The 21,804-nt window shown below is 67.4% G+C and carries 19 protein-coding genes; 15 read left to right on the forward strand and 4 right to left on the reverse strand.

All coding sequences use genetic code 11. The annotated features are described in order from the left end of the window. Positions 1 to 24: 24 nt before the first annotated feature. From WK25_RS17360 to WK25_RS17415, 12 genes are all read left to right on the forward strand, one after another. Positions 25 to 981, forward strand: a complete 957-nt coding sequence (locus WK25_RS17360) for a fumarylacetoacetate hydrolase family protein (protein ID WP_069242205.1) — start codon at positions 25 to 27, stop codon at positions 979 to 981. After that, positions 978 to 2,930 carry an acyl-CoA synthetase gene (locus WK25_RS17365; RefSeq protein WP_069242206.1) on the forward strand — a complete coding sequence of 651 codons (1,953 nt, stop codon included), beginning with the start codon at positions 978 to 980 and terminating at the stop codon, positions 2,928 to 2,930. Before WK25_RS17360 ends, WK25_RS17365 begins: the two co-directional genes overlap by 4 nt. 192 nt (positions 2,931 to 3,122) lie before the next feature. Continuing rightward, positions 3,123 to 3,869 carry an OmpW/AlkL family protein gene (locus WK25_RS17370; RefSeq protein ID WP_069242207.1) on the forward strand — a complete coding sequence of 249 codons (747 nt, stop codon included), beginning with the start codon at positions 3,123 to 3,125 and terminating at the stop codon, positions 3,867 to 3,869. 82 nt (positions 3,870 to 3,951) lie between these two features. Next, on the forward strand, positions 3,952 to 4,518 hold the full coding sequence (locus tag WK25_RS17375) for a TetR/AcrR family transcriptional regulator (RefSeq protein ID WP_069242208.1): 567 nt from the start codon (positions 3,952 to 3,954) through the stop codon (positions 4,516 to 4,518). A gap of 32 nt (positions 4,519 to 4,550) precedes the next feature. After that, positions 4,551 to 5,312 carry a response regulator gene (locus WK25_RS17380; protein ID WP_054316319.1) on the forward strand — a complete coding sequence of 254 codons (762 nt, stop codon included), beginning with the start codon at positions 4,551 to 4,553 and terminating at the stop codon, positions 5,310 to 5,312. A 134-nt stretch (positions 5,313 to 5,446) separates the two neighbouring features. After that, the gene (locus WK25_RS17385; protein WP_083253037.1) at positions 5,447 to 7,198 is read left to right on the forward strand and encodes an ATP-binding protein; all 1,752 of its coding nucleotides are present in this window, start codon (positions 5,447 to 5,449) and stop codon (positions 7,196 to 7,198) included. 151 nt (positions 7,199 to 7,349) lie between these two features. Continuing rightward, positions 7,350 to 8,780, forward strand: a complete 1,431-nt coding sequence (locus tag WK25_RS17390) for a cytochrome ubiquinol oxidase subunit I (RefSeq protein ID WP_069242210.1) — start codon at positions 7,350 to 7,352, stop codon at positions 8,778 to 8,780. Further along, on the forward strand, positions 8,777 to 9,757 hold the full coding sequence (gene cydB, locus WK25_RS17395) for a cytochrome d ubiquinol oxidase subunit II (protein WP_012218176.1): 981 nt from the start codon (positions 8,777 to 8,779) through the stop codon (positions 9,755 to 9,757). The genes WK25_RS17390 and cydB overlap by 4 nt, the downstream gene beginning before the upstream one ends. 39 nt (positions 9,758 to 9,796) lie before the next feature. Continuing rightward, positions 9,797 to 10,540, forward strand: coding sequence for a (Fe-S)-binding protein (locus tag WK25_RS17400; protein ID WP_069242211.1), 744 nt, complete (start codon positions 9,797 to 9,799; stop codon positions 10,538 to 10,540). After that, positions 10,537 to 11,910, forward strand: a complete 1,374-nt coding sequence (locus tag WK25_RS17405) for a lactate utilization protein B (protein ID WP_012218178.1) — start codon at positions 10,537 to 10,539, stop codon at positions 11,908 to 11,910. Before WK25_RS17400 ends, WK25_RS17405 begins: the two co-directional genes overlap by 4 nt. After that, positions 11,907 to 12,506 (forward strand): LutC/YkgG family protein, encoded by a 600-nt coding sequence (locus tag WK25_RS17410; RefSeq protein ID WP_069242212.1) that lies wholly within the window; start codon positions 11,907 to 11,909, stop codon positions 12,504 to 12,506. The genes WK25_RS17405 and WK25_RS17410 overlap by 4 nt, the downstream gene beginning before the upstream one ends. Positions 12,507 to 12,520: 14 nt before the next feature. Further along, complete coding sequence (locus tag WK25_RS17415; RefSeq protein ID WP_069242454.1) at positions 12,521 to 14,500, forward strand: FUSC family protein; 1,980 nt, start codon at positions 12,521 to 12,523, stop codon at positions 14,498 to 14,500. A 104-nt stretch (positions 14,501 to 14,604) separates the two neighbouring features. On the opposite strand, the gene WK25_RS17420 is transcribed toward WK25_RS17415, so the two are convergent. The 4 genes from WK25_RS17420 to WK25_RS17435 form a co-directional block, all read right to left on the reverse strand. Continuing rightward, positions 14,605 to 15,243: a PqiC family protein gene (locus WK25_RS17420; protein WP_069242213.1), complete on the reverse strand. Its 639-nt coding sequence runs from the start codon at positions 15,241 to 15,243 to the stop codon at positions 14,605 to 14,607. After that, complete coding sequence (locus tag WK25_RS17425; protein WP_038572209.1) at positions 15,240 to 16,535, reverse strand: MlaD family protein; 1,296 nt, start codon at positions 16,533 to 16,535, stop codon at positions 15,240 to 15,242. The genes WK25_RS17420 and WK25_RS17425 overlap by 4 nt, the downstream gene beginning before the upstream one ends. Continuing rightward, entirely contained in the window at positions 16,532 to 17,737 is a 1,206-nt protein-coding gene (locus WK25_RS17430) for a paraquat-inducible protein A (RefSeq protein ID WP_059545755.1), read from the reverse strand. The genes WK25_RS17425 and WK25_RS17430 overlap by 4 nt, the downstream gene beginning before the upstream one ends. A gap of 703 nt (positions 17,738 to 18,440) precedes the next feature. Further along, on the reverse strand, positions 18,441 to 19,010 hold the full coding sequence (locus WK25_RS17435) for a lipocalin family protein (protein ID WP_012218184.1): 570 nt from the start codon (positions 19,008 to 19,010) through the stop codon (positions 18,441 to 18,443). Between the two features lie 200 nt (positions 19,011 to 19,210). Here WK25_RS17435 and WK25_RS17440 point away from each other — a divergent pair, with 200 nt between their 5' ends. The 3 genes from WK25_RS17440 to WK25_RS17450 are packed head-to-tail and all read left to right on the forward strand — an operon-like array spanning position 19,211 to position 21,758. After that, positions 19,211 to 20,044, forward strand: coding sequence for a DUF1295 domain-containing protein (locus WK25_RS17440; protein WP_069242214.1), 834 nt, complete (start codon positions 19,211 to 19,213; stop codon positions 20,042 to 20,044). Then, positions 20,041 to 21,141 carry an SAM-dependent methyltransferase gene (locus tag WK25_RS17445; protein WP_069242215.1) on the forward strand — a complete coding sequence of 367 codons (1,101 nt, stop codon included), beginning with the start codon at positions 20,041 to 20,043 and terminating at the stop codon, positions 21,139 to 21,141. The genes WK25_RS17440 and WK25_RS17445 overlap by 4 nt, the downstream gene beginning before the upstream one ends. Next, on the forward strand, positions 21,138 to 21,758 hold the full coding sequence (locus WK25_RS17450) for a lipocalin family protein (protein WP_038570866.1): 621 nt from the start codon (positions 21,138 to 21,140) through the stop codon (positions 21,756 to 21,758). Before WK25_RS17445 ends, WK25_RS17450 begins: the two co-directional genes overlap by 4 nt. The last annotated feature ends 46 nt before the right edge of the window (positions 21,759 to 21,804 follow it).

The raw sequence follows: 21,804 nt of genomic DNA on the forward strand, positions 1-21,804 counted from the left end.
TTTACCGATTCACGAGAGACAACCATGCCACTGCACGTCCTGCACTTCCGGCACCGCGGCCGCGCCCAATGGGGCGTCGTCGCCAACGGCGCCGTCACGCCGATTCCCGGCGAATTCGCCACCACCGCGAGCTTCCTCGCCGCGAACCCGGTTGAACGGCTCGCGATGATCGACGGCCCGACCATTCCCGAAGCGGACGTGCAGTGGCTCCCGCCCGTGACCGCCAACCAGCAGTTCGTCTGCCAGGGTGCGAACTACCGGCGGCACATGATCGAGTCGGGCATGGACCCGGACGCGAAGCAGTTCAACATGATCTTCACGAAAGCGCCGAGCTGCATCGTCGCGGCCGATTCGCGCGTCGTGAAGCCGCGCCACGTGCGTTTTCTCGACTACGAGATCGAGCTGGGACTCGTGCTCAAGCGCGACATCACCCGCCATCAACCGGTGACCGACGCCAATCTGCACGAATACGTCGCGGGTATCGCGATCGTCAACGACTACTCCGCGCGCGACGTGCAGATCCCGCAAATGCAGTTCTACAAAGGCAAGAGCTTCCGCACGTTCGGGCCGGTCGGCCCGTATCTGTGCCTGCTCGAGCGGCACGATTTCCCGAAGCTGAAGACGCTCGAACTGACGTTGTCCGTCAACGGCACCGTCCGTCAGCAGGATTCGACGGCGAATCTCGTGTACGGCCCGGCCGAAACGCTCACGGAACTGTCGGGCGTGCACGATCTCGGCGCGGGCGACCTGCTCGCCACCGGCACGCCGGCCGGTTGCGCGCTCAGCATCCCGTCGCCGGCCAAGCAGCGCGTCGTCGCGCTGTTCCCCGAATCGGTCAAGTGGAAAATGTTCATGAAGGTGCAGGCGCACCGCACGCAATACCTGAAAGCCGGCGACATCGTCGAGGCCCGGATTGCGAGCCCGGACGGAACGATCGACCTGGGCGTGCAGCGCAACGAGATCATGGACGAAGCGGCATGAACGGCATCGCGACCCGCCACGATGTGGCCGCCATCGACGCGTGCGGCATGCCGCCCGACCTGCCGGCCAGCACCTACGCGATGATCCGCGCGGGGGCCGACATCGATCCGTGCGCCCCGGCATTGTCGTTCTTCGCCGACGCGCGCACGCACCGCGACGTGCGGCGCTGGACCTATCGCGAGCTGCTGCGCGACATCACCCGCACCGCGAATCTGTTCGTGCGGCTCGGCGTGCGCGCCGACTCGGTGATCGCCTACGTGCTGCCCAATCTTCCCGAAACGCACTTCGTGATCTGGGGCGGCCAGGCGGCGGGCATCGTGTGCGCGATCAACCCGCTGCTCGACGCGCGCGCGATCGCCGACTTGCTGAACGCATCGCGCGCGTCCGTGCTGGTCACGCTCGGGCCGTGTCCGGGGTTCGATCTCTGGGAGAAAGTGTCGAGCATCGTCGACGACGTCGAATCGCTCGCACATCTCGTTCAGGTGAATCCGGCGCGGGATGCGCGCGGCGGGCCGGGGAACGCTTCGGGCGCGCCCGCGTCGGCCGGTTCCGCCGGCGCGGCTATGGACGCGGCGCACGGCCGGTCGCGCATCGCGCTTCACGACTTCGACGCGGCGATCGCGTGCGAGTCGGGCACGGCGCTCGCGCAGCCCCGTACGTTCGCACCCGGCGACATGTCGTCGTTCTTCTGTACCGGCGGCACGACCGGTCTGCCGAAGATCGCGATGCGCAGTCACGGCAACGAAGTGGCGAATGCGTGGAGCGCCGCGCGATTTCTCGGCGACAGCATCGGCCCCGGCAAGACCATATTTTGCGGGCTGCCCCTCTTTCATGTGAACGCGGCGATGGTAACGGGGCTGCTGCCGTTCTCGCGCGGCGCGCACGTCGTGCTCGGTACGCCGCAAGGCTATCGCGGGGAAGGCGTCATCGGGCGATTCTGGGAGATCGTCGCGCACCATCGCATCAACTTCTTCAGTGCCGTCCCCACGCTGTACGCAGCGCTGCTCGACGTGCCGGTCGGCGACCATGCGATCGGCTCGCTCGAATACGGGCTGTGCGGTGCGGCGCCGCTGCCGGTCGAAGTATTGCGCGCGTTTCAGGAAAAGACGGGCATCCGCATTCTCGAAGGCTACGGCCTTACGGAAGCCACCTGCGTGAGCAGCGTCAATCCGCCGCTCGGCGAGCGCCGCGCCGGATCGATCGGACTGAGCGTGCCGCTCCAGACAATGAAGACCGTCGTGCTCGACGCCGCGGGACGCTACCTGCGCGACTGCGCGGCCGGCGGGGAAGGCTCGATCGTCATCGCCGGGCCGAACGTATTCGCCGGCTATACCGATGCCGCGCTGAACGAGCGTCTGTGGATCGATCTCGGCGACGGCAGACGCTGGCTCGACACCGGCGACCTCGGCCGCCAGGATGCCGACGGTTACTTTTGGCTGACGGGCCGGAGGAAGGACCTGATCATCCGCGGCGGCCACAACATCGACCCGGCGACCATCGAGGAGCCGCTGCATCGGCATCCGGCGGTGCAGCTGGCCGCAGCGATCGGCCGCCCCGACGCACACGCGGGCGAAGTGCCGATGGCCTACGTCCAGCTGAAACCCGGCGCACGGGCATCGGAGCAGGAACTGGAAGCGTTCGCGCGGCAACACATCGCCGAGCGCGCCGCGCAGCCAAAGCAGATTCGCATCGTCGACGCGATTCCGCTCACCGGTGTCGGCAAGATCTTCAAGCCCGAGCTCAAGCGCCGCGAAACCGGCGACGCACTGAGCGTCGCGCTTGCGGAAAACGGCGTGGCCGGCGCATCGGTCGACGTCCAGACCGGCGGCTCGGGCGGCATGACGGTGGTGGTCACGCTGCGCGACGCGCAGTTCGAGGCGGCGGCACACGCGGTGCTCGGTCGCTATCCGTTCACGTTCACGGTCGACGTCCAGCCGCAGGCGCACTGACGCGGGCGGGCGCCGCACCCGCCTCACCGGCGGGCGTGCATCGGTTTCGATGCTGCCCGCGCACGCACCATATATATCGTTGTGCGAATTATTCAGACGAAACATGCAATGGCGCACCGACCCATTCCCCTGTATCGGGAACGGCCGGTCCGTCGATCACGGGAACTATCCGTCGGACAATCAGGAGGAGACATGTGGAACGGCAAACGTACGACCCGCGCACTCGGCATGGCGACCGCCGTCGGGATCGGCATCGCGTCGCTCGCCGGCGACGCGCGCGCACAGGCGGCAGGCAGCGTGTCGCTCGGCGCCGGGTGGCTGCACATCATGCCGCAAAGCGGCTCCGGCGACCTGTTCGTGCAGAGCGTGGCCGGCGCGCCGGTGAATCGCGCGCTGCCCGATACGGGCGGCCACGTGGCGACGTCCAATGCGTTCAGCCTCATGGCGGAGTACCAGTTCACCGATCATGTCGGCATAGCGTTCCTCGCCGGCACGCCGTTCACCAGCGACCTGGTCGGCGACCGGTCGTTCGCCGGCTACGGCGTGCTCGGTCAGGCAAAGCCGCTCGCGCCGGTGCTCGCGCTGCGCTATCACTTTCTCGCCGCCGACGCCCGTTTCCGGCCGTTCGTCGGTCTGGGCGTGAATTACACGTGGTACGTCGACACGCACATCACCAATAAACAGTTTCTCGACGGATCGTGCGGCCCGGGCTGCACGACCCGGTCGTCGCTCAGTGCGTCATGGAATCCGACATTCGAAGCAGGCTTCAATGTCGCGCTGGGCAAGCACCTCGGCCTCAACGTGTCTGCGATGTACATCCCGATGTCGACCACGCTGACCACCGACGCGACAAACGCGGCGGGAACGCATGACGTGACGACACTGCACGTGCACACGAATCCGCTCATCACGCACGTGGATCTCGTCTATTCGTTCTAGTCGCCGGGGTCGAGCCGTTGCTTCGCGCGGCGCGGCGGTGCGCCGCGCCGGTCGTTACCACCGCATGAGAGATACACACGATATGGAACCCGCCCGCCTTACCCGTGCCCAACGCCGGCTCGGCACGCGCGAACGTCTCGTCGCTGCCGCGCGCGATTGCTTCGTCGCGCAAGGCTTCGCAGATACGACCGTCGAGCATATCGTCGAGCGGGCAGGTTACACACGCGGCGCGTTCTATGCGAACTTCAAGCATAAGCGCGAGTTGCTGGTTGAAATCCTGCGCCGCGACCGCCCGCAGTTGCTGGCCTGGATGCGGCCATGCGCGATGGACGATTGGCGTTTCCGCGCCGCCGATGCCGCGCAGATCGCCGCCGAATGGGAGTGCTTCCCGCTGTGGGTCGAGGTGCACCTGCACGCGCTGCGCGATGCGGCGACACGAGAGATGGTCGACACACTGCACGCGGAGCCGGCGCCGCCGGCCGCGGCAAGCGGTGCAGCGGATTTCGCGGAGCGCACGCCGTCGCCGGCGACGTGGGCGACCTTGCTCGGCGTTGCGTTGCTGCGTGCCGGTGCGCAGCACGCACTGCGCGGCGAGCCGGTGCAGGACGCGGCGCCGGAAGTGCCGTCCGGAGATGCGGGACGGCTATAATTCAAGCCGTTCCCCCGACGAATATCCGCGCAATGACGGACGCCAATCTTCCTCACGTGCTGGTGGTCGACGACGATCCGGCGATCCGCGAACTGTTGTCCGGCTATCTGTCCGACAACGATATCCGCGTGACGGTTGCCGCTTGCGGCCAGGATATGGCCCAAGCGCTGGAATCATTTGCAATCGATCTCGTGATTCTCGACCTGCGCATGCCGGGCGAAGACGGCGTCCAGATCGCCCGCGAGTTGCGCACGCGCTCGAACCTGCCGATCTTCATCGTCTCGGGAAAACGCGACGAAGCCGACCGCGTGATGGCGCTGGAGCTCGGCGCCGACGACTACCTGACCAAGCCGTTCAGCAATCGCGAACTGCTTGCGCGCGTCCGCGCCTTGCTCAGACGGGCCGGGGCGACGGCCCCCGCCACCGGGCGTGCCAACGACGCACGCGCATACCGGTTCAGCGGCTGGGAACTGAACGTTGGCACGCGGCGGCTCACCGATCCGGCGGGCACGCCGGTCGAGCTTACCAACGGCGAATTCTGTCTGCTCAATGCATTTCTGGCGGCGCCCGGGCGCGTGCTGTCCCGCGACCAGCTGCTCGAGTCCAGCCGGCTGTACGACGACGTGTACGACCGTTCGATCGACGTCCAGATCCTGCGCTTGCGCCGCAAGATCGAGCCTGACCCGTCGCATCCGGTCTTCATTCGTACCGTGCGCGGCGCGGGCTACGTGCTCGACGTGCCGGTCACCCGGTTGAGCGCGGCGGGCGGATGGACGAACGGAACGCCGGTGTGAGCGGGCACCTGCCGCGTGCGCGCACGGCCCGCGACGCAAGTAGCGCGACGCGATTGCCGACGCAGCGCGCAAGCCGCGCGGCTCGAGCGGCATCCGCGCGTGTCGCCGGACTGCCGCAGCAGGACTGAACGTCGATGCCGAACAACTCGCCCTATCACCGAACGCTGTGGCGCGCGAGACGCTACCGGGCCATGATGCTGGCTGCGTGTCTGGCCGTGCTCCTCGTTATGGTCGCCTTTGCGCACGACACGACGTTCCGCGTCGGCGCCGTGAGCCTGTGCGTGATTCTGCTGATGTATGTGCTGACCGCGTACATGCGGCGTCTCGAACACGCGAACCGGGCAATGCGCGCGAGCGAACAGCGCTGGCGCGCGGTGTTCGAGAACGCGCCGGTCGGAATCCTGGTGTTGCGTGCGCACGACCGCTACCTGATGGCGAACCCCGCGTTTCAGCAGATGGTCGGCTACAGCGATCGCGAACTTTCCGAGCGACGCGCATCGGACATCACGCACCCCGATGATCGGGCCCTCACGCAGGCGCACATCGACCAGTTGGTGCGCGGCCAGGACCGCGTCAGATTCCAAAAGCGCTACGTGCACCGCGACGGCCGCGTGGTGTGGACCGACATGAGCGTCGCGCGTGTGTTTTCGGCACATCAGCCGTCCGATACGGACGCGGAAGACCTGATCATCGCCACCGTCGAGGACATCACGCAGCGCCTGGCCGACGAAGAAGCGCGACACGGCCTGGAACGGCAACTGCGCCAGTCGCAGAAGCTCGAAGCGCTTGGCACGTTCGCCGGCGGCGTCGCGCACGACTTCAACAACATCCTCGCCGCGATTCTCGGATTCGGCGATCGCGCGCTCGCCGGCGTCGCACCCGACGCGCCCGCGCACTGCGACATCGAGCAGGTGCTGAAAGCCGGGGAACGGGCACGGCTGCTGGTCGAGCGCATCCTGACATTCAGCCGCAGCGGCCCGACGGCGAGGGAGCCGGTAGACGTCGGCGCGGTCGTCGACGAAACGGTGGAACTCGTGCGCGCCACGCTGCCGCCGCATGTCGCGCTCGACGTACGCATCAGCGCCCGCGATGCTTACGTGCTGGGCGACGCCACGCATCTGCACCAGGTCGTGATGAACCTTTGCGGCAATGCGATCCACGCGATGCGTGCCGGCGGCACGCTGCATATCGGACTCGACGTCGTCAGCGTCGACACACCGCGCTCGCTGTCGCACGGCGCGCTGCGCGCCGCCCGTTTCCTGCGGCTCACCGTCGCGGACGACGGTTGCGGCATTCCGGCCGAGATACTGGAACGCATCTTCAACCCGTTTTTCACGACACGCCCCGCCGGTGAGGGGACCGGCCTCGGCCTGTCGCTCGTCGACGGCATCGTCCGCGAACACGGCGGCGCAGTCGACGTGCACTCCGCGCCGGGGAAAGGGGCGCGTTTCGACGTCTTTCTGCCCGCCGCGGACGCGCGCCCGGCGCCGCGTGCCGACGGGGTCCCGCCGCCTCGAGGGAACGGGCAGGTCGTGCTGGTGATCGACGACGAAGAAACACTCGTGCGCCTCGCGGAAGACGTACTGGCCGATCTCGGGTACGAGCCGGTCGGATTCTCATCGAGCGAGGCCGCATGGGATGCCGTGAACGCCGATCCGGCCCGCTTCGACGTCGTCGTGACCGACCATACGATGCCGAATTTGACCGGCCTCCAGCTCGCGGCCCGCATCGCGGGCCGGCGCGCGGATTTGCCGGTGATCCTGTGCAGCGGCTTCAGCACGGCCTCGCTTGAACGTGAAGCCCGCGCGCTCGGTGTGAGCATGGTGCTGCGCAAGCCGCTGAAGTCGCGCGATCTCGCAGACGCGCTCGCCCGCGTGCTGCGCTGACGGGGCGACCGGGCCGGCCGCGCACCATGCGATCGGCCCAGCCGGTGCGGCGCTTGTTTCAAATGTAACGCAGCCGCGGCAATCTGCAACGCCCGAGCAACACCCCGCGCCGACACTCCATTGCAATGCAATCTCGCAATGGAGCGTACGCATGGAAGCAACGGCCCTCCTGTTGTCCCGAATCCAGTTCGCGGCCACGGTCTCCTTTCACATCATCTTCCCGTCTTTCACGATCGGCCTCGCGGCGTGGCTCGCGGTACTCGAGGCCATGTCCATCGCGACGGGCAATCGCGTGTATCGCCGCGTATTCGAGTTCTGGCTGAAGATTTTCGGCGTCGCGTTCGGCATGGGTGTCGTCTCGGGCATCGTGATGGCCTTCCAGTTCGGTACGAACTGGAGCGAGCTGTCGCGCGCGAGCGGCCCGATCCAGGGGCCGCTGCTGACTTACGAATCGTTTACCGCGTTCGCGCTCGAGGCGACGTTTTTCGGTGTGATGCTGCTGGGACGCGCGCGTGTGCGGCCCTGGTTCTATCTGACCTCGTGCATCCTCGTCGCGGCGGGTACGACGATGTCCGCCTTCTGGATCCTCGTGAACAACTCATGGATGCAGCATCCGGTCGGATACGTCGTACAAAACGGCATATTCGCGCCCACCGACTGGGCGGCGATTATCTTCAACCACGTCGTGTGGGTACGCTTCCCGCACATGCTGTTGGGTGCGTACCTGACGACCGCATTCTGCGTGGCTGCCGTCGGCGCGGCCTATCTGCTGAAGGACCGCTACCGGGTCGAAGCCACGCTCATGGTCCGGATGTCGGTTACGCTCGCTGCCGCGCTCGTCCCGCTGCAGATCCTGTTCGGCCATCTGACCGGCGACTATCTGCACGACGACCAGCCGGCCAAATTCGCCGCCGTCGAGGGAAGATGGACCGACGAACAACCTGCCGCCGAAGTGATTTTCGCCATTCCGGACGCCGCGCACGAGCGCAACCGCTTCGAATGGAAAGTACCGGTGCTCGGCAGTCTGATCGCGTCGGGCACGGCGGACTCGCGCGAAGTCGGCCTCACCGACTTTGCCGCCGCCGACCGGCCGCCGGTGCTGATTCCATTCTTCGCGTTCCGCGTGATGGCCGGCTGCGGGCTGATCATGCTGGCGCTTGCGTGGGCGGGCACCGTCGCGGCCCGGCGCGGCCGGCTCGAACGACGGCGCTGGCTCCTCTGGCCGCTCGCATGCAGCTTTCCACTCGGCTTCATCGCAATCCTCGCGGGATGGTTCACCGCCGAAGTCGGGCGCCAGCCGTGGACCGTATGGGGCGTGCTGCGCACCGCAGATGCGCTGACGCCCGGGCTGACCGCGCACTTCGCGGCTGCGACGCTCGCGCTGTTCGTCGCCATATACGCATTCATTTTCTGCTTCGGCGTGTACTACATCGTACGGATCGTGCGGCGCGGCCTCGTCATCGGCAACGTGCTGACCGTCTGGAATGGTCACGTGATTCAACAAACGCATGCGCCCGCCGCGCTGCCGGTGCACGCGCGGCGCCGCGACGTCCTCAAGATTCGATCAGGAGAACTTCAATGATGACCTGGTTCTGGTTCGCCGAACTCGCGTTCGCGCTCGTCGCTTACCTGATGCTCGACGGGTTCGACCTCGGTGTCGGCATGCTGACGGCCTTCGCCGGCGATGCGCGCGACGAGATGATCGCGTCGATCGCTCCGGTATGGGACGGCAATGGTACGTGGCTCGTCATCGCCGGCACGATCCTGTTCGGCGCGTTTCCGTCGGTGTATTCGATCGTGCTGCCTGCGCTGTATGCGCCGCTTTGTCTGATGCTCGCCGGGCTGATCATGCGTGGCGTCGCGATCGAATTTCGCCACAAGGCGGCGCGCTCGCGCCGGATCTGGGACGTGCTGCTGTTCGTCGGCTCGCTGCTCGCCAGCGTGATGCAGGGCGTATGCGTGGGCACGTACGCGCACGGGCTGCCGGTCGATCAGCTGCGCTACGCAGGCAACGGCTTCGAATGGTGTTCGCCGTTTTCGTTCTGGTGCGGCGTCAGCCTCGCGCTCGGCTATGCGCTGCTCGGCTCCGGATGGCTGGTGTTGAAAGGGCAACGCGCGTCGCAGCGCATCGGTCGCGACGCGATCGCGAGGCTCGCGCCGATCACCGCACTGTTCGTGCTGTCGATACTCGCGTCGACGCTGCTGACCGAGACGACCGTCGAAACGCGCTGGCTCCTGCATCCGCTGCTGTTCGCGCTGCCCGTCGCAGCATGCGCGACGTTCCTTTGCGCGCCTGCGGCGGCGCGGCGCGACGGCGCGTCGGCCTATCTGTTCGCCGCCGGCGGATGCATCGCGATGGTGCTGATGCTCGCCGCATCGTATCTGCCGTTCATCGTGCCGTTCGACCTGACGCTCGATGCAGCGGCCGCGCCGCGAGCGAGCCAGACGTTCATGTTCTGGGGCGCAGGCCTGTTCGTCATGCCGTTCATCGTGTTCTACACCTGCGTCGCGTACTCGGTATTCCGCGGCAGGGTGTCGAACGATCACGCATACCACTGACGCTTTCGCCCCGAGCGTTCAATTCAACGGAGGAATTCCATGAAGGTCGCCCTTTTCATTCCGTGCTTCATCGACGCGTTCTACCCAGACGTCGGGATCGCCACGCTGCAGTTGCTCGAGCGTCTGGGTTGCGACGTCGACTATCCGCTCGACCAGACCTGCTGCGGCCAGCCAATGGGCAACAGCGGCTGCGAAAGGCAGGCCGCCGCGACCGAGAACCTGTTCGTCAAGAATTTCACGGGCTACGACTACATCGTCGCGCCGAGCGGCAGCTGCGTGCACCACGTGCGTGACCACCTGACCGCAGCCGACCAGACCCGCGATGCCGTCGCCGTGCGCAAGAACACGTACGAGCTCGTCGAATTCCTGCACGACGTGCTGCGCGTGCGGGAATTTCCATGGGCCGAATTCCCGCACAAGGTCGGCCTGCACAACAGCTGCGGCACGCTGCGCGCGTTGCGCACAGCGAAGATGTCCGAGATCGAGGAGCCGTTCTTCTCGAAGCCGCTGACACTACTCAAGGGCGTCAAGGGTATCGAGTTCATTCAGCCCGATCGGCCCGACGAATGCTGCGGCTTCGGCGGCACGTTTTGCGTATCGGAGGAACCGGTTTCCGCGCGCATGGGCGCGGACAAGGTGCGCGACCACAAGCGCAACGGCGCGGAATACATCGTGTCGGCCGATTCGTCGTGCCTGATGCACCAGAAAGGTTGCTCGGACCGCCTGGAGCTGGGGCTGAAATTCATCCACATCGCACAGATCCTCAATGGAGCACGAGCATGAAACGCGTAGACCACGTCGGCGCATCCGCGAAATTCATCGCCGACGAAAAGCACATCCAGTTCCATGACAAGCGTCTTTGGGAACTGCGCACGTCGCGGGATGCCGAGGTGCACGCCATCCCCGAATGGGAGGAATTGCGCACGCTTGCGTCGGCGATCAAGGAGCACACGCTCACGCATTTGCCCGAGTATCTCGAGGAATTCGAGCGCAACGCGACCGCCAACGGCGTGATCGTCCACTGGGCGAAGGATGCCGAAGAACACAATCGGATCGTGTACGAGATCCTGGAGCGCCGTCACGCGAAGCTGCTCGTGAAGAGCAAGTCGATGCTGACCGAGGAATGCGAGATGCGCCCGTATCTGGAGGAGCGCGGCATCACTGTCGTCGAAACCGACCTCGGCGAGCAAATTCAGCAGCTCGATGACGAGCTCCCTTCTCACATCGTCGTGCCAGCCGTGCACAAGCTCGCCACCGACGTCGCCAAAATCTTTTCCGAGAAGATCGGCACCGACCCGAACGAAAGCAACATCCCGAAACTCGCCGAAGCGCAGCGCAACGCCACGCGTCCGCTGATCCTGAACGCCGATGCCGGCATGACCGGATGCAACTTCGCGGTCGCCGAAACGGGCGGCATCACCGTGTGCACGAACGAAGGCAATGCGGACCTCAGCGCCAACGTGCCGCCGCTGCACATCGCATCGATCGGCATCGAGAAACTGATTCCGAAGCTCGAGCATCTCGGCGTATTCATCCGGATGTTGTCGCGCAATGCGATCGGTTCGCCGATCACCCAGTACACGTCGCACTTCCGCGGTCCGAAGAAAGGCGGCGAAATGCATTTCGTGCTGGTCGACAACGGCCGCTCCGAGCGGCTCGGCATGGACGACTTCTGGTATTCGCTCAAATGCATCCGCTGCGGCGCGTGCATGAACACGTGCCCGGTCTATCGACGCAGCAGCGGGCTCAGCTATGGCGGCGTCTACTCGGGGCCGATCGGCGCGATCATCAACCCGACCTTCAACCTGCGCAAGTACAGTTCGCTGCCGTTTGCGTCGACGATGAACGGCAGTTGCACCAGCGTGTGTCCGGTGAAGATCAATATCCACGAGCAGATCTACAAGTGGCGGCAGATCGTGGCCGAACAGCACGAACTGCCGTTCGTCAAGCAGGAGGCGATGAAAGTCGCCGGACAGGTGCTGTCGCGGCCGGCGCTGTACCGCGCAGCCGTCAAGACGGCCGGCACCGCGGTATCGGTACTGCCGCGCGCCGTGCTCTACAACCCGCTCAACGTGTGGGGCAAGCATCGAGAAGTGCCTGACGCACCCCAGCAGACTTTCCGCGACTGGTATCTGAAGAGGAACAAGAAATGAGCAGCCGAGACCTGATTCTTTCCCGTTTGCGCGACGTGCGTCCCACGCCCCGGCCGTTGCCCGACGTGCCGCTGTTCGATACGGCTCTGCCGCCTGCCGTCGACACGTTCAGGGCGTCGCTCGCGCGACTCGGCGGGACGTGGTGCGCGATGCCCGAAAACGCGTCGCTCGACGCGTTCGTGCGCTCCCGGTTTCCCGGCGCGTCCGTGTTCTGCTCGGCCACGCCCGAGTTCGACGGCAACCGCGATCTCGCCGCGATCGACGATCCGCGCGCGCTGAACGACGTCGACGTCGGGATCGTGCGCCCGGCGTTCGCCGTCGCCGAAACCGGCTCGATCTGGCTCAGCGAGGCGCAATACGACGTCAACGCGCTCGGTTACCTGTCGCAACACCTGGTCGCGCTGCTCGACCCCGCCGACATCGTCGGCAACCTCCATCACGCGTATCACCGCAGCGAGTTCTTCGCGGCCAACTACGCCGTGCTGATGAGCGGACCGTCGGCAACCGCCGACATCGAAGGCGTGCTGGTGCGCGGCGCACAGGGGATCCGCTCGCTCACCGTTATCCCGTTGCGGAGGCCCATCGGCGAACGGTGATGCAGGAGCATGCGATGAGCGCCATCAAGCGCATCCGAGACTGGGCGGCCCGTGCGGTTCGCGACGGGCGGCATCACCTGCCGCTGCCCACGGCGCTGAAGGCCGGACTGGTGTGCGCGGCGCCCGCGCTGCTTGCCGCCACGCTGCACGCGCCGCTGCTGTGCTGGGCGGCGATTGCCGCGTTCTGGACGTGTCTCGCCGACGAGCCGTCAGAATCGATGCGCCAACGTGCGCTCGCGGGTGCGATGTTCGGATTGATCGGCTCGCTTGCATCCGCCGCAGCCACGGCCGTGGCGGATCTCGCGTGGCTCGCGGTCGGCCTGACCGGCATTGCCGTCTATATCGGCGGCCTCACCCGCGTGGGCGGCCCAACGATCGGCGCTCGGGGGCTGCTGCTTGCCACCGCGTGCGCGGTGTCGGCCGCGTTTCCCGCCCATCCGTGGCCGGCGCCTGCCGAGTATGCAGCGAGCTTCGCGGCCGGCAGTCTGTGGGCGGTCGCATGCCTCGTCGGCCTCCGGCCCGAAAGCGCGGCGACGCGCGCACGCCGGGCGGCGTTCGCCTATCTGTACGCGGCGGGATCGTTCGTGCGTGCGCTGGTGCCGGTCGCGCACGATGCACGGCACGCAAGCGGCCCGCACCGCACGGCACTGCGAACGCGACTCGATGCGCTGATTCGGACGGCGCGGAGCCGCCCCGACGCGGCCGGCGCCACCGTGACGGCGTGGCAGCTAGACGGCGAACGCTCGATCGCATTGCTCGCGGGCCTCGACACCCTGCTGCGCAATCGGCCGCCCGGCAGTAGCGCCGCAACCGCGCTGCTGGTTCCGTCGCTGCACCAACTCGTCGCGTTAATCGACGCGCATGCCGACACCGTGCTCGCGCGGCCGCATGCTCGCGCCGCCGTCACGCGGCTGCGCAACCGGCTGACTGCCGACCTGCGCGGCGCAACGCTGCGCGCCGAAGGGGCGGCGCTGACCGAACCGGCACGGACGTGGCTGCAATCGTGCCTGGCGCTCATGATGGCATTCACCGATATCGGCGGCAGCGAGGTCGGCGATCGGCGCATGGCGCCGCCGCCGCAAACGGAACGGCACGAGCCGTTGCGCGCAAAGGCGACCGCACCAGGTGCGGCGCTGATGGAGATTCGCACAAACGGACGCATCGCGCGCTATGCGCTGCGCCTGTCCGCCGCGGCCATGCTCTCCGCCGTGCTCGCGCGCGTGCTCGGCGTTCAGCAGGGTTACTGGATGGTGCTGACGACGTTGTTCGTCATGCAGCCGACCGTGCCGCACACGTTGAAAACGTCCGCGCTGAGAGTACTCGGCACGATCCTGGGCGCGATCCTGGCATCGGCGGTCGCGCTCGCGTGTCACAACCCGGTGCTTCTCGCGCTGGCGATCGTACCGCTCGCAACCGGCACGTTCTCCGCAAGGCCGCTCGACTACGTGTCGTACATCCTGTTCCTCACACCGCATTTCATCCTGGTTGCGTATCTCGGCGCGCCGATTGCATCGCCGTGGCTGCTTGCCGGCATGCGGGTCGCGAACAGCATCGCCGGTGCGCTCGTTGCGCTCGGCGTAAGCGTGCTCGCGTGGCCCGATTGGGAGCGCAGGCGGCTCGATGCCGTGTCGAGCGATGCGACTGCCGCCGTGACGGAATACGTCGAACTCGTCCGTGCGTTCGTCACCACGCACGGGGTCGACGCAGATGCGCTCGTTGCAGCAAGGCGGCGCGCGTGCACGGCGACGGACGAACTCGACACGCTGTTGGCCGCCATGCGCCTGGAGACCGTCGCGAGGCGCCGACGCCATATCGACGATGCGCGCGAGCTGGTTCGTCGCCTGCGCGATGCGGTCGGCGCGGCCGCGCCGCTCGAGTGCCTCACGCCGGACATGAGCGACGGGCCGAGCGCAGGACGCGGGCCGCGCGCGCGGCCGCTATTCGACGTTCCGGCGCCCCCTTTGGCGTGCGCTGTCAAAAGCGCAGCCTCGTGAGCGCCAACGCGGTAATCGGCTCGGTCCGGATCCGCGCAGAAGCGGCGCACGGGACGCCGCGCCGACGCGCCTTCACTCGCTCACCGATTCACACACCCACGCACTCAGCGCCCAACGAGCGCACTCGCGATCCGGTCGGCGAGCTGCCCGAGCACACGGCTCAGGGCGTCAGCCTGCGCCGCCGCATCGCGCGACGTGAGTTGCGCGGTCAGCGCCGTCTCCCGGCTCGACGTCACGCGCTCCGGGCGGCCGGACAACAACGTCCACGCAGCCAGAAACGTCAGCGTGCCGCTTTCGTCGGCGTGCGCGTCCAGCACCGTGACGACGAGCGTGCGCGTATCCGCCTGCCGCGGCGCGCCGGGCAACACGACGGCACCTTCAGGCAGACGCGCCAGCAAGTCCTGCGTCAGGGTCTCGCGCATCATCAGGTCGAGCGGCGCGCCCCAGCGTGCGCCGTCGTCGATCACGAGGCGATTCGCCGAACGCTGCACGACGACCTCGAGGCGGTCGAGCGCCGCCGGAACATGCACCGCAGTCAGCTGCACGGGCGCGACAGGCTCGGTTGCGCGCGGCGCAGCACTTGCCACCGGGCTCAGCGCAACGTAGCGCGTCGGTGGGCTGTGCCCGCATCCGGCGACGACGAACGTGCCACCCAGCGCGATGGTGACGGCGAGCGCGGCCGGTGCCGATTTCACCGCGTCGCGCACCGATGTTCGGATCCGCTTGCACGCAACAGCGATCATGGCTTCTCCTCACGCCTGCCGCGCACGATCGCTTCCGGATGCCGGTCGAGATAGTCGGCCAGCGCGCGCACCGAACGCGCGGTGTCGGTCAGTTCGCGCAGCGCGGCAGGCAAACTGCTTTGCGCGGTCCCATCGTCGTCGAGCGTGCGCCTGGCCGACGCAACCGCCTGATCCGCAGCGTTCGCCGTATCGCGCAGTTGCGCGACGAGCGGGCCGATCTGCGGCGACACCTGTTGCAGCGTCCGGTCGATCTGCGCGACCGAGCGGTCGATATGCGCGAGGCTGTCGCGCAGTTGCGGCGATGCTGCCAATGCGTTGATCCGTGCCGCGATGCTGCGCACGTCGTCGCCCGTTTCCCTGATTGGCAGCGCATCGATCTTGCCCGCGATGTCGTTGGCCCGGGCCGCGATCGCGTCGAAGTCCGCGGATTCGACGCTCGGTATCTCGGCCGGCCCCTCCGCGGCCGCCAACGTCGCAGCCGGCGCATCGCGGACGAAGTCGAGACTGATCATACGGGCGCCGACGAGCGGCGGATCCTGCACGAGGCGCGCACGCAGCCCGCGTGCAACGAGTCGCCCGAGCATGCGGTCGACGATCGGGCGCCAGTTGCCATCGGCCGGCGGTTGCACGCCGGTGATACCCAGCGCTGACGGCTCGAGCGCAATCTGCACGGGCGTACCAAGCTGCTCGCTGGCGACGTCGTAGCTCAATCGCACGCGTGTGACCGTCCCGACCTGGAAGCCGCGCAACTTCACGGGCGCGCCGTCCTTGAGTTCGCCTGCAGCGCCGGCAAAGCGCACGACATACGAAACGACGGGCCCATGCCGCGGCGCAAGCGCGGGCCGCCGCTCGGTGCCATCGAAATGCCGCGCGGGCTTGCCGGGCCCGGGCTCCATGACGATTTCCGGCCCGACGACGAGCGCACGCAGCGATGACGGATCGCTCATCTCCGGTTGCGCGCCGCGCAGGAAAAACCGCGTTCCGCTGCGCAGGTACTGCTCCTCGGCACGCGCGATGGCGAGGGTGGCCTCGACGTGCTGGCCGTCGGGCGACAACGCGATGCCCGACAGCTTCCCGACCTTGACCCCGCGCAGCGTGACTTCGGTATCGTCGACTTTCATTCCGTGCGCGTCGGAAAACACGACGGTCACGGTTTCGCCGCGTTCCGCCAACGCGCGGATGCCGAGCCATCCCACCACGCCGAGCGTCGCGACCGGGACGATCCAGACCCAGCCGGGCCATGCGCTGCGGCGCACGTCGGCTCGCGTGCGTGGCGTGCGCGGCCTGTTCATCGGCTGCTCCTGTCGCGCGAGTCCCACATCAGGCGGGGATCGAATGCATGCGATGCCAGCATCGTGAAAAAGACGACGAGCGCAAATGCGGTGGCGCCGGCCGCGGGGTCGGCGGACGCGATGCCGTCGAACCGGATCAATGGAATGAACGCCGCGATCGTGAACACGTCGACGTTCGACCATCGGCCGAGTTCGTCGATCCATCGGTAGAGCCGTCCTTTTGCGCGCAAATGCCGGCGCGAGCGTCGCAGCACCGACGCGACGAACCATGCCATGCCGGCGATCTTGCCGACCGGTATCGCAATGCTCGTGATGAACGTCAGTATCCCGAACGGCCAGAGCCCCACGTGAAACAGTTGCGATACGCCGTCGATGATTCGATGCGACACCACGTGTCCGAACTGCATCGACCGCGTCATCGGCAGCAGATTGGCGGGCACGGTCAGCACGAGCGCCGCCAGCGACAACGCGCTGGCCCGCGAAAGCGGCGCCGCCTTGCGCAAGCGCAGCCCGAGCCCGCAGCGCGGACACGGCGTCCCTTCGCGCGACACCGGCAGCACCAGGTCGCAAGCGCTGCACGCAACGGTCAGCTCGCCCGGCTGCGGGTATCGCTCGGCCGCGATGGCACGCCACACGGTTCGGCGATCGAGCGACGCGCGCGTGATCATCGACATCAGTCCTGCTGCGAGCAGGCAGTAGCCTCCGGCGTCGATCGTGCCGGTCAGGTTCTGCGTCACGCGCGCGTAGCCGACGATGCAGCCGACCAGATACACGTCGGGCATTGCCCACGCATCGAGCCAGAGCGTCCACCGGAACACCACGCCGATGCCGGTGAAGGGCCGGCGGAAGCGGATCGCACCGAGCACCAGCATCAGGCCGCCGAAGCGGGCGAACGGCAATACGATGCCGAACATCGCGAGCAGCGCGGCCAGGATCACCCAACCGCGATCCCACATCGTCAGGATGCCCGACGCCAATACCGACGAGTGTGCGGTTCCGAGCATCGTGACAGTCATTAGCGGCGCGAGATTGGCCGGAAACAGCAGGATGAACGTCGCCGTCGTGCAGGCGAGTGCGGCCTGCACGCTGCGGCCGCTGCGCCGCTCCAGCGGCGCGCGGCACCGCCGGCAACGCACCAGCGCGCGAGCGCCGAGCGGCGGGATGTCGCCGAGCGTCCCGCAGGCGGGACAGCCGATGGTCATGCGGCCGTCTCCGAATCGTCGCGCCTGTGGTTGCGCCGCGCGTCACGACAAGCGTGACACGGGTCATGGCAGAACTTGCCCGCAGTCCTTGGTCGTTCATGCATTCCGGTTCGCATGGATTCTCCTGCCGCTCACGTTGTCGCACCATCCGGGACACCGATGCCCGGTACGACCCGCCGGTTTCGCCGGCCGACGCGCACACGCGAGAAAAGCGCAGCGCGACGCGCTTCGGCCGATTGCCGCCGTGTCGGTTAGGAACGGCTAGCAAGCGGCGTTCCTCGCCGTGCCGCGCGTCCGCTGACGCGGCAAGACCGAGCGAAATCCGGATCGATGCGCCGGTCGGGCCGGCTTGCGCGTGCGGCGGCATGAAGCACTGGCATGGCGCTGGAAACGTGTCGAAAGCCGGCCGCTGCCGGCGCGTCCGCCCACGCGGATGCGCGCCGAAGGCGGCATCACGCCGCCTCGCCGTGCATCGACGGCGCCATCCGGTGCTTCGCCCCGTTTGCCGAATCGCCCACGGTGATCACAGTAAGCTTGCGCGATCGCGCGGGTGGGGAGTCTGCGACGACGCCGCTCGGAACGGCGGCGCCGGCATGGACGTCCGGTCAACGGGCGTCCGTGAGCGTCGTCCTTCTCCGGCGCTGCGCCGCTTGTGTGGCCGCGCTCGGCGAAGCCGCGCACACCGGTTGCATGTAGCGCCCGCTCAGTGCGCGGTGCGGCGCAACATCGCCGTATCGTATCCGAGCGAACGGACCCGCTCGACCAGCGCCGCCGCGCGCTCGGCTGACGGCTTCGCGTCGCGCGTCAGGATCCACAGGAACCGGCCGGAGGGCTCGCCGACGATCGACCATGAATAGTCGTCAGCATGATCGAGTATCCAGTAGTCGCCGAAGAAGAACGGGCCGAAGAACGAAACCTCAAGCTTCGCGTCGCCGCTGCCCGGCACGATGCGCGCGCGGCCGTCGGAGCTGCGCGCACGGCCTTCCGGGCTGCCTTCGCGACAGGTGTTGCGCACGGAGACCAGACCGTCCTCCCGTTTCGCATAGTCTGCGGTCACGCCCTCGCATCCGCGCTCGAAGCGGTTTTCATAGCGCGCGAATTCGTACCACCTGCCGACGTAGCGATCGAGATCGACTGTTCTGGCCGGCTGCGGCACGTGGGCGTTGCCGCTCGGCCCGCCGGCCACGCCGGCGCAACCCGCGAGCAAGAGCGCTGCGCCTGCAACGAACACGCTGGCCGTTAGCAACGGCCGACCAACGATAAGTCGCTTCATCCCGTTTCATCTCCACATACGAAAGCGGCTTATTGTGCACGCAATCGCCGTGCCGTTGCAGCGCAGTTCGCGCCCGGAGCGCCCGTCGCGGCAGGCACGTCGCGCGCTCCCCTGCTGCGCGAGCGCAGCGCAACGCATCCCGCTGCATCCATCCGGCCCCCGGCTTCGTATATGACGGTTATTGCGCCCCCGGAGCCCGTATGCCCGCCGTCGCCGTTGCCCTTCTCGCTTTCGTCGCACTGATCGCGTCCTTCACGGCGGTGTGGATCGCCCAGTTGCACTCCCGGAACGCGGGAATGATCGATCCGGTCTGGGCGGCGACGCTTGGCGGCGTGGCCGTATTCGTCGCCGTGCTGGGCACGGGCCCGGAACTGAATCGCGCACTCGTGGCCGCCGGCGGCGGCATCTGGGGTCTGCGGCTTGCCCGGCACCTGTGGGCCCGCAATCGCGGGCAGCCGGAGGATCCGCGCTACCGGCAATTCCGCCAGCAATGGGGCGACGCCGCGCCGCGCAACATGTTCTGGCTGTTTCAGTTGCAGGCGCTGATCTCGATGTTGCTGTCGGCGTCGTTCTTCGTGCCTGCATACAGTCCCGAACCCGCGGCCCCTGCCGCCATCGCCGCCGCCGCCGCGATCTGGATCGCCGCCGTAGCCGGAGAGACGGTCGCCGACCGCCAGCTCAAGCGCTTCCTCGCGAATCCCGACCATCGCGGCCAGGTCTGCCGCGCCGGCTGGTGGCGCTATTCGCGGCACCCCAACTATTTCTTCGAGTGCGTGCACTGGCTCGCCTACACGGCGCTCGCGATCGGCATGCCGTGGGGCTGGCTCACGCTGATGCCGCCCGTCCTGATGGCCTGGCTGCTGGTCAAGGTATCGGGCCTGCCGCTGCTTGAAGCGCGCATGGTGCAAACCCGCCCCGACTATCGCGAGTACATGCGCACCACCAGCGCGCTCATTCCGTGGCCGCCGCGAGCGGCGGCCGGCACGTCCCGCACTCGACCCGATCACCCTCAAGACCGGAGCACGCGCTCATGACCGCTACCACCTCGCAATCGTCGCCTGCCGCGATTGCCGCCCCCCAGGATGCCTGGCTGATTCGCTGCTGCGAGCGCGGCTGGCTGCCCGACGCGCTGATCCGGGCCGGGATGCGCAGGCTGATGCGGCAGCGGCTGCGCGACGCGCACGCACACGACGGCGAGCAGCGCGCGGCGGCCGTCGACGCGCTCGTGCACGAACTGCGCGCGAGCCCGATCGCGATCGAAACACACGCGGCCAATACCCAGCATTACGAAGTGCCCGGCAGCTTCTTCGAAGCCCATCTCGGCCCGCGGCTCAAATATTCGTGCGGCTATTACCCGAACGGCAACGAAACGCTGTCGCAAGGCGAGGAGGCCATGCTCGCGCTGTACGCGCAGCGCGCCGATCTCGCGGACGGCCAGCGCATTCTGGACCTGGGCTGCGGCTGGGGTTCGCTGTCGCTGTGGCTCGCCGAGCGGTATCCGGCCGCGCAGATCGTCGGACTCTCGAATTCGTACGGCCAGCGCGAGTTCATCGAACGATGCGCGGCGCTGCGCAGGCTGACGAATCTGCGGATCGTGACCGGCAACGTGGTCGACTTCGACTTCGATCCGGCGGAAGCCGGCTTCGATCGCGTGCTGTCGATCGAGATGTTCGAGCACATGAAGAACTACGGACAGCTGCTCGCGAAAATCGCGCGCTGGATGGACGACGACGGCAAGCTGTTCGTGCACATCTTCGCGCACAAGCTCGCCGCCTATCACTTCGCGGTGCACGACGACACCGACTGGATGTCGCGCCACTTCTTCACGGGCGGGACGATGCCGTCGGCCGATCTGCTGCTGCGGTTTCAGGACGATGTGCGAATCGCGCGCCAGTGGTGGCTCGACGGCACTCATTACGCGCGCACCGCGAATCAGTGGCTCGCGTCGTTCGACGCGGCGCGCGCGCGGATCATGCCCATTTTCGACACCGTCTACGGCGCCGACGCGCGCATCTGGTTCCAGCGCTGGCGGATGTTCTACATGGCCGTCGCCGAGCTGTTCGGCTACGCCGACGGGCAGGAATGGGGCGTTGCCCAATACCTATTCGACAAGCGCGGGGGGCGCGCATGAACGCGTTGATCGTCCGCCGGATTCTCCGTCGCGCAACCATCACGGCCGTGACGGCGCTCGCGCTCGGCGGAGCCGGCTGCACGGGCAGCCCGCCGAATCCGAATCCGCGCGCCGCGGTTCCGCTGTCGACCGTACCCGTCGACTTGCCGCGCTACATGGGCCGCTGGTACGTGATCGCCAACATCCCGTACTTCGCGGAACGCGACTTCGTCGGCAGCCGGGCCGAGTGGCGCCTTCGCGACGACGGCCGTATCGACGACGCATTTGTCGGCCGCAAAGGAAGCTTCGACGGGCCCGAGAAGCGCTATCGGTTCGTCGACACCGTCAAGCCCGGCAGCGGCGGCGGCGAATGGCGCGTGCGGCTGTTCTGGCCGGTGTACGTCACGCAACTGACGCTCTACGTCGACCCCGACTACCGGTACACGATCCTCGGCTATCCGGGCAAGACGCTCGGCTGGATCTTCTCGCGGGAGCCGACGATGGACGACGCCACCTATCGCTCGCTGCTCGCGCGGCTCGACGCGATGGGTTACGACACGTCGCGCTTCAGGCGCGTGCCGCAACTGCCCGCGCAAATCGGCATGCCCGGCTTCGCGTCGCCAGGCGATCGCGAATGACGGCCGCGGATGCATCCGCGGCGCGCCGTGCACCGTATCTGCGCAC

It is taken from the genome of Burkholderia latens (assembly GCF_001718795.1).
Classification (GTDB): Bacteria; Pseudomonadota; Gammaproteobacteria; order Burkholderiales; family Burkholderiaceae; genus Burkholderia; species Burkholderia latens_A.

Bases quoted from the DNA above. Each gene is read 5' to 3' on its own strand.
- WK25_RS17365 (WP_069242206.1), top strand. From the start codon at position 978: ATGAACGGCATCGCGACCCGCCACGATGTGGCCGCCATCGACGCGTGC.
- WK25_RS17375 (WP_069242208.1), top strand. From the start codon at position 3,952: ATGGAACCCGCCCGCCTTACCCGTGCCCAACGCCGGCTCGGCACGCGC.
- WK25_RS17405 (WP_012218178.1), top strand. From the start codon at position 10,537: ATGAAACGCGTAGACCACGTCGGCGCATCCGCGAAATTCATCGCCGAC.
- WK25_RS17390 (WP_069242210.1), top strand. From the start codon at position 7,350: ATGGAAGCAACGGCCCTCCTGTTGTCCCGAATCCAGTTCGCGGCCACG.
- WK25_RS17400 (WP_069242211.1), top strand. From the start codon at position 9,797: ATGAAGGTCGCCCTTTTCATTCCGTGCTTCATCGACGCGTTCTACCCA.
- WK25_RS17380 (WP_054316319.1), top strand. From the start codon at position 4,551: ATGACGGACGCCAATCTTCCTCACGTGCTGGTGGTCGACGACGATCCG.
- WK25_RS17420 (WP_069242213.1), bottom strand. From the start codon at position 15,243: ATGATCGCTGTTGCGTGCAAGCGGATCCGAACATCGGTGCGCGACGCG.
- cydB (WP_012218176.1), top strand. From the start codon at position 8,777: ATGATGACCTGGTTCTGGTTCGCCGAACTCGCGTTCGCGCTCGTCGCT.
- WK25_RS17415 (WP_069242454.1), top strand. From the start codon at position 12,521: ATGAGCGCCATCAAGCGCATCCGAGACTGGGCGGCCCGTGCGGTTCGC.
- WK25_RS17440 (WP_069242214.1), top strand. From the start codon at position 19,211: ATGCCCGCCGTCGCCGTTGCCCTTCTCGCTTTCGTCGCACTGATCGCG.
- WK25_RS17370 (WP_069242207.1), top strand. From the start codon at position 3,123: ATGTGGAACGGCAAACGTACGACCCGCGCACTCGGCATGGCGACCGCC.
- WK25_RS17385 (WP_083253037.1), top strand. From the start codon at position 5,447: ATGCCGAACAACTCGCCCTATCACCGAACGCTGTGGCGCGCGAGACGC.
- WK25_RS17435 (WP_012218184.1), bottom strand. From the start codon at position 19,010: ATGAAGCGACTTATCGTTGGTCGGCCGTTGCTAACGGCCAGCGTGTTC.
- WK25_RS17445 (WP_069242215.1), top strand. From the start codon at position 20,041: ATGACCGCTACCACCTCGCAATCGTCGCCTGCCGCGATTGCCGCCCCC.
- WK25_RS17430 (WP_059545755.1), bottom strand. From the start codon at position 17,737: ATGACCATCGGCTGTCCCGCCTGCGGGACGCTCGGCGACATCCCGCCG.
- WK25_RS17425 (WP_038572209.1), bottom strand. From the start codon at position 16,535: ATGAACAGGCCGCGCACGCCACGCACGCGAGCCGACGTGCGCCGCAGC.
- WK25_RS17360 (WP_069242205.1), top strand. From the start codon at position 25: ATGCCACTGCACGTCCTGCACTTCCGGCACCGCGGCCGCGCCCAATGG.
- WK25_RS17450 (WP_038570866.1), top strand. From the start codon at position 21,138: ATGAACGCGTTGATCGTCCGCCGGATTCTCCGTCGCGCAACCATCACG.
- WK25_RS17410 (WP_069242212.1), top strand. From the start codon at position 11,907: ATGAGCAGCCGAGACCTGATTCTTTCCCGTTTGCGCGACGTGCGTCCC.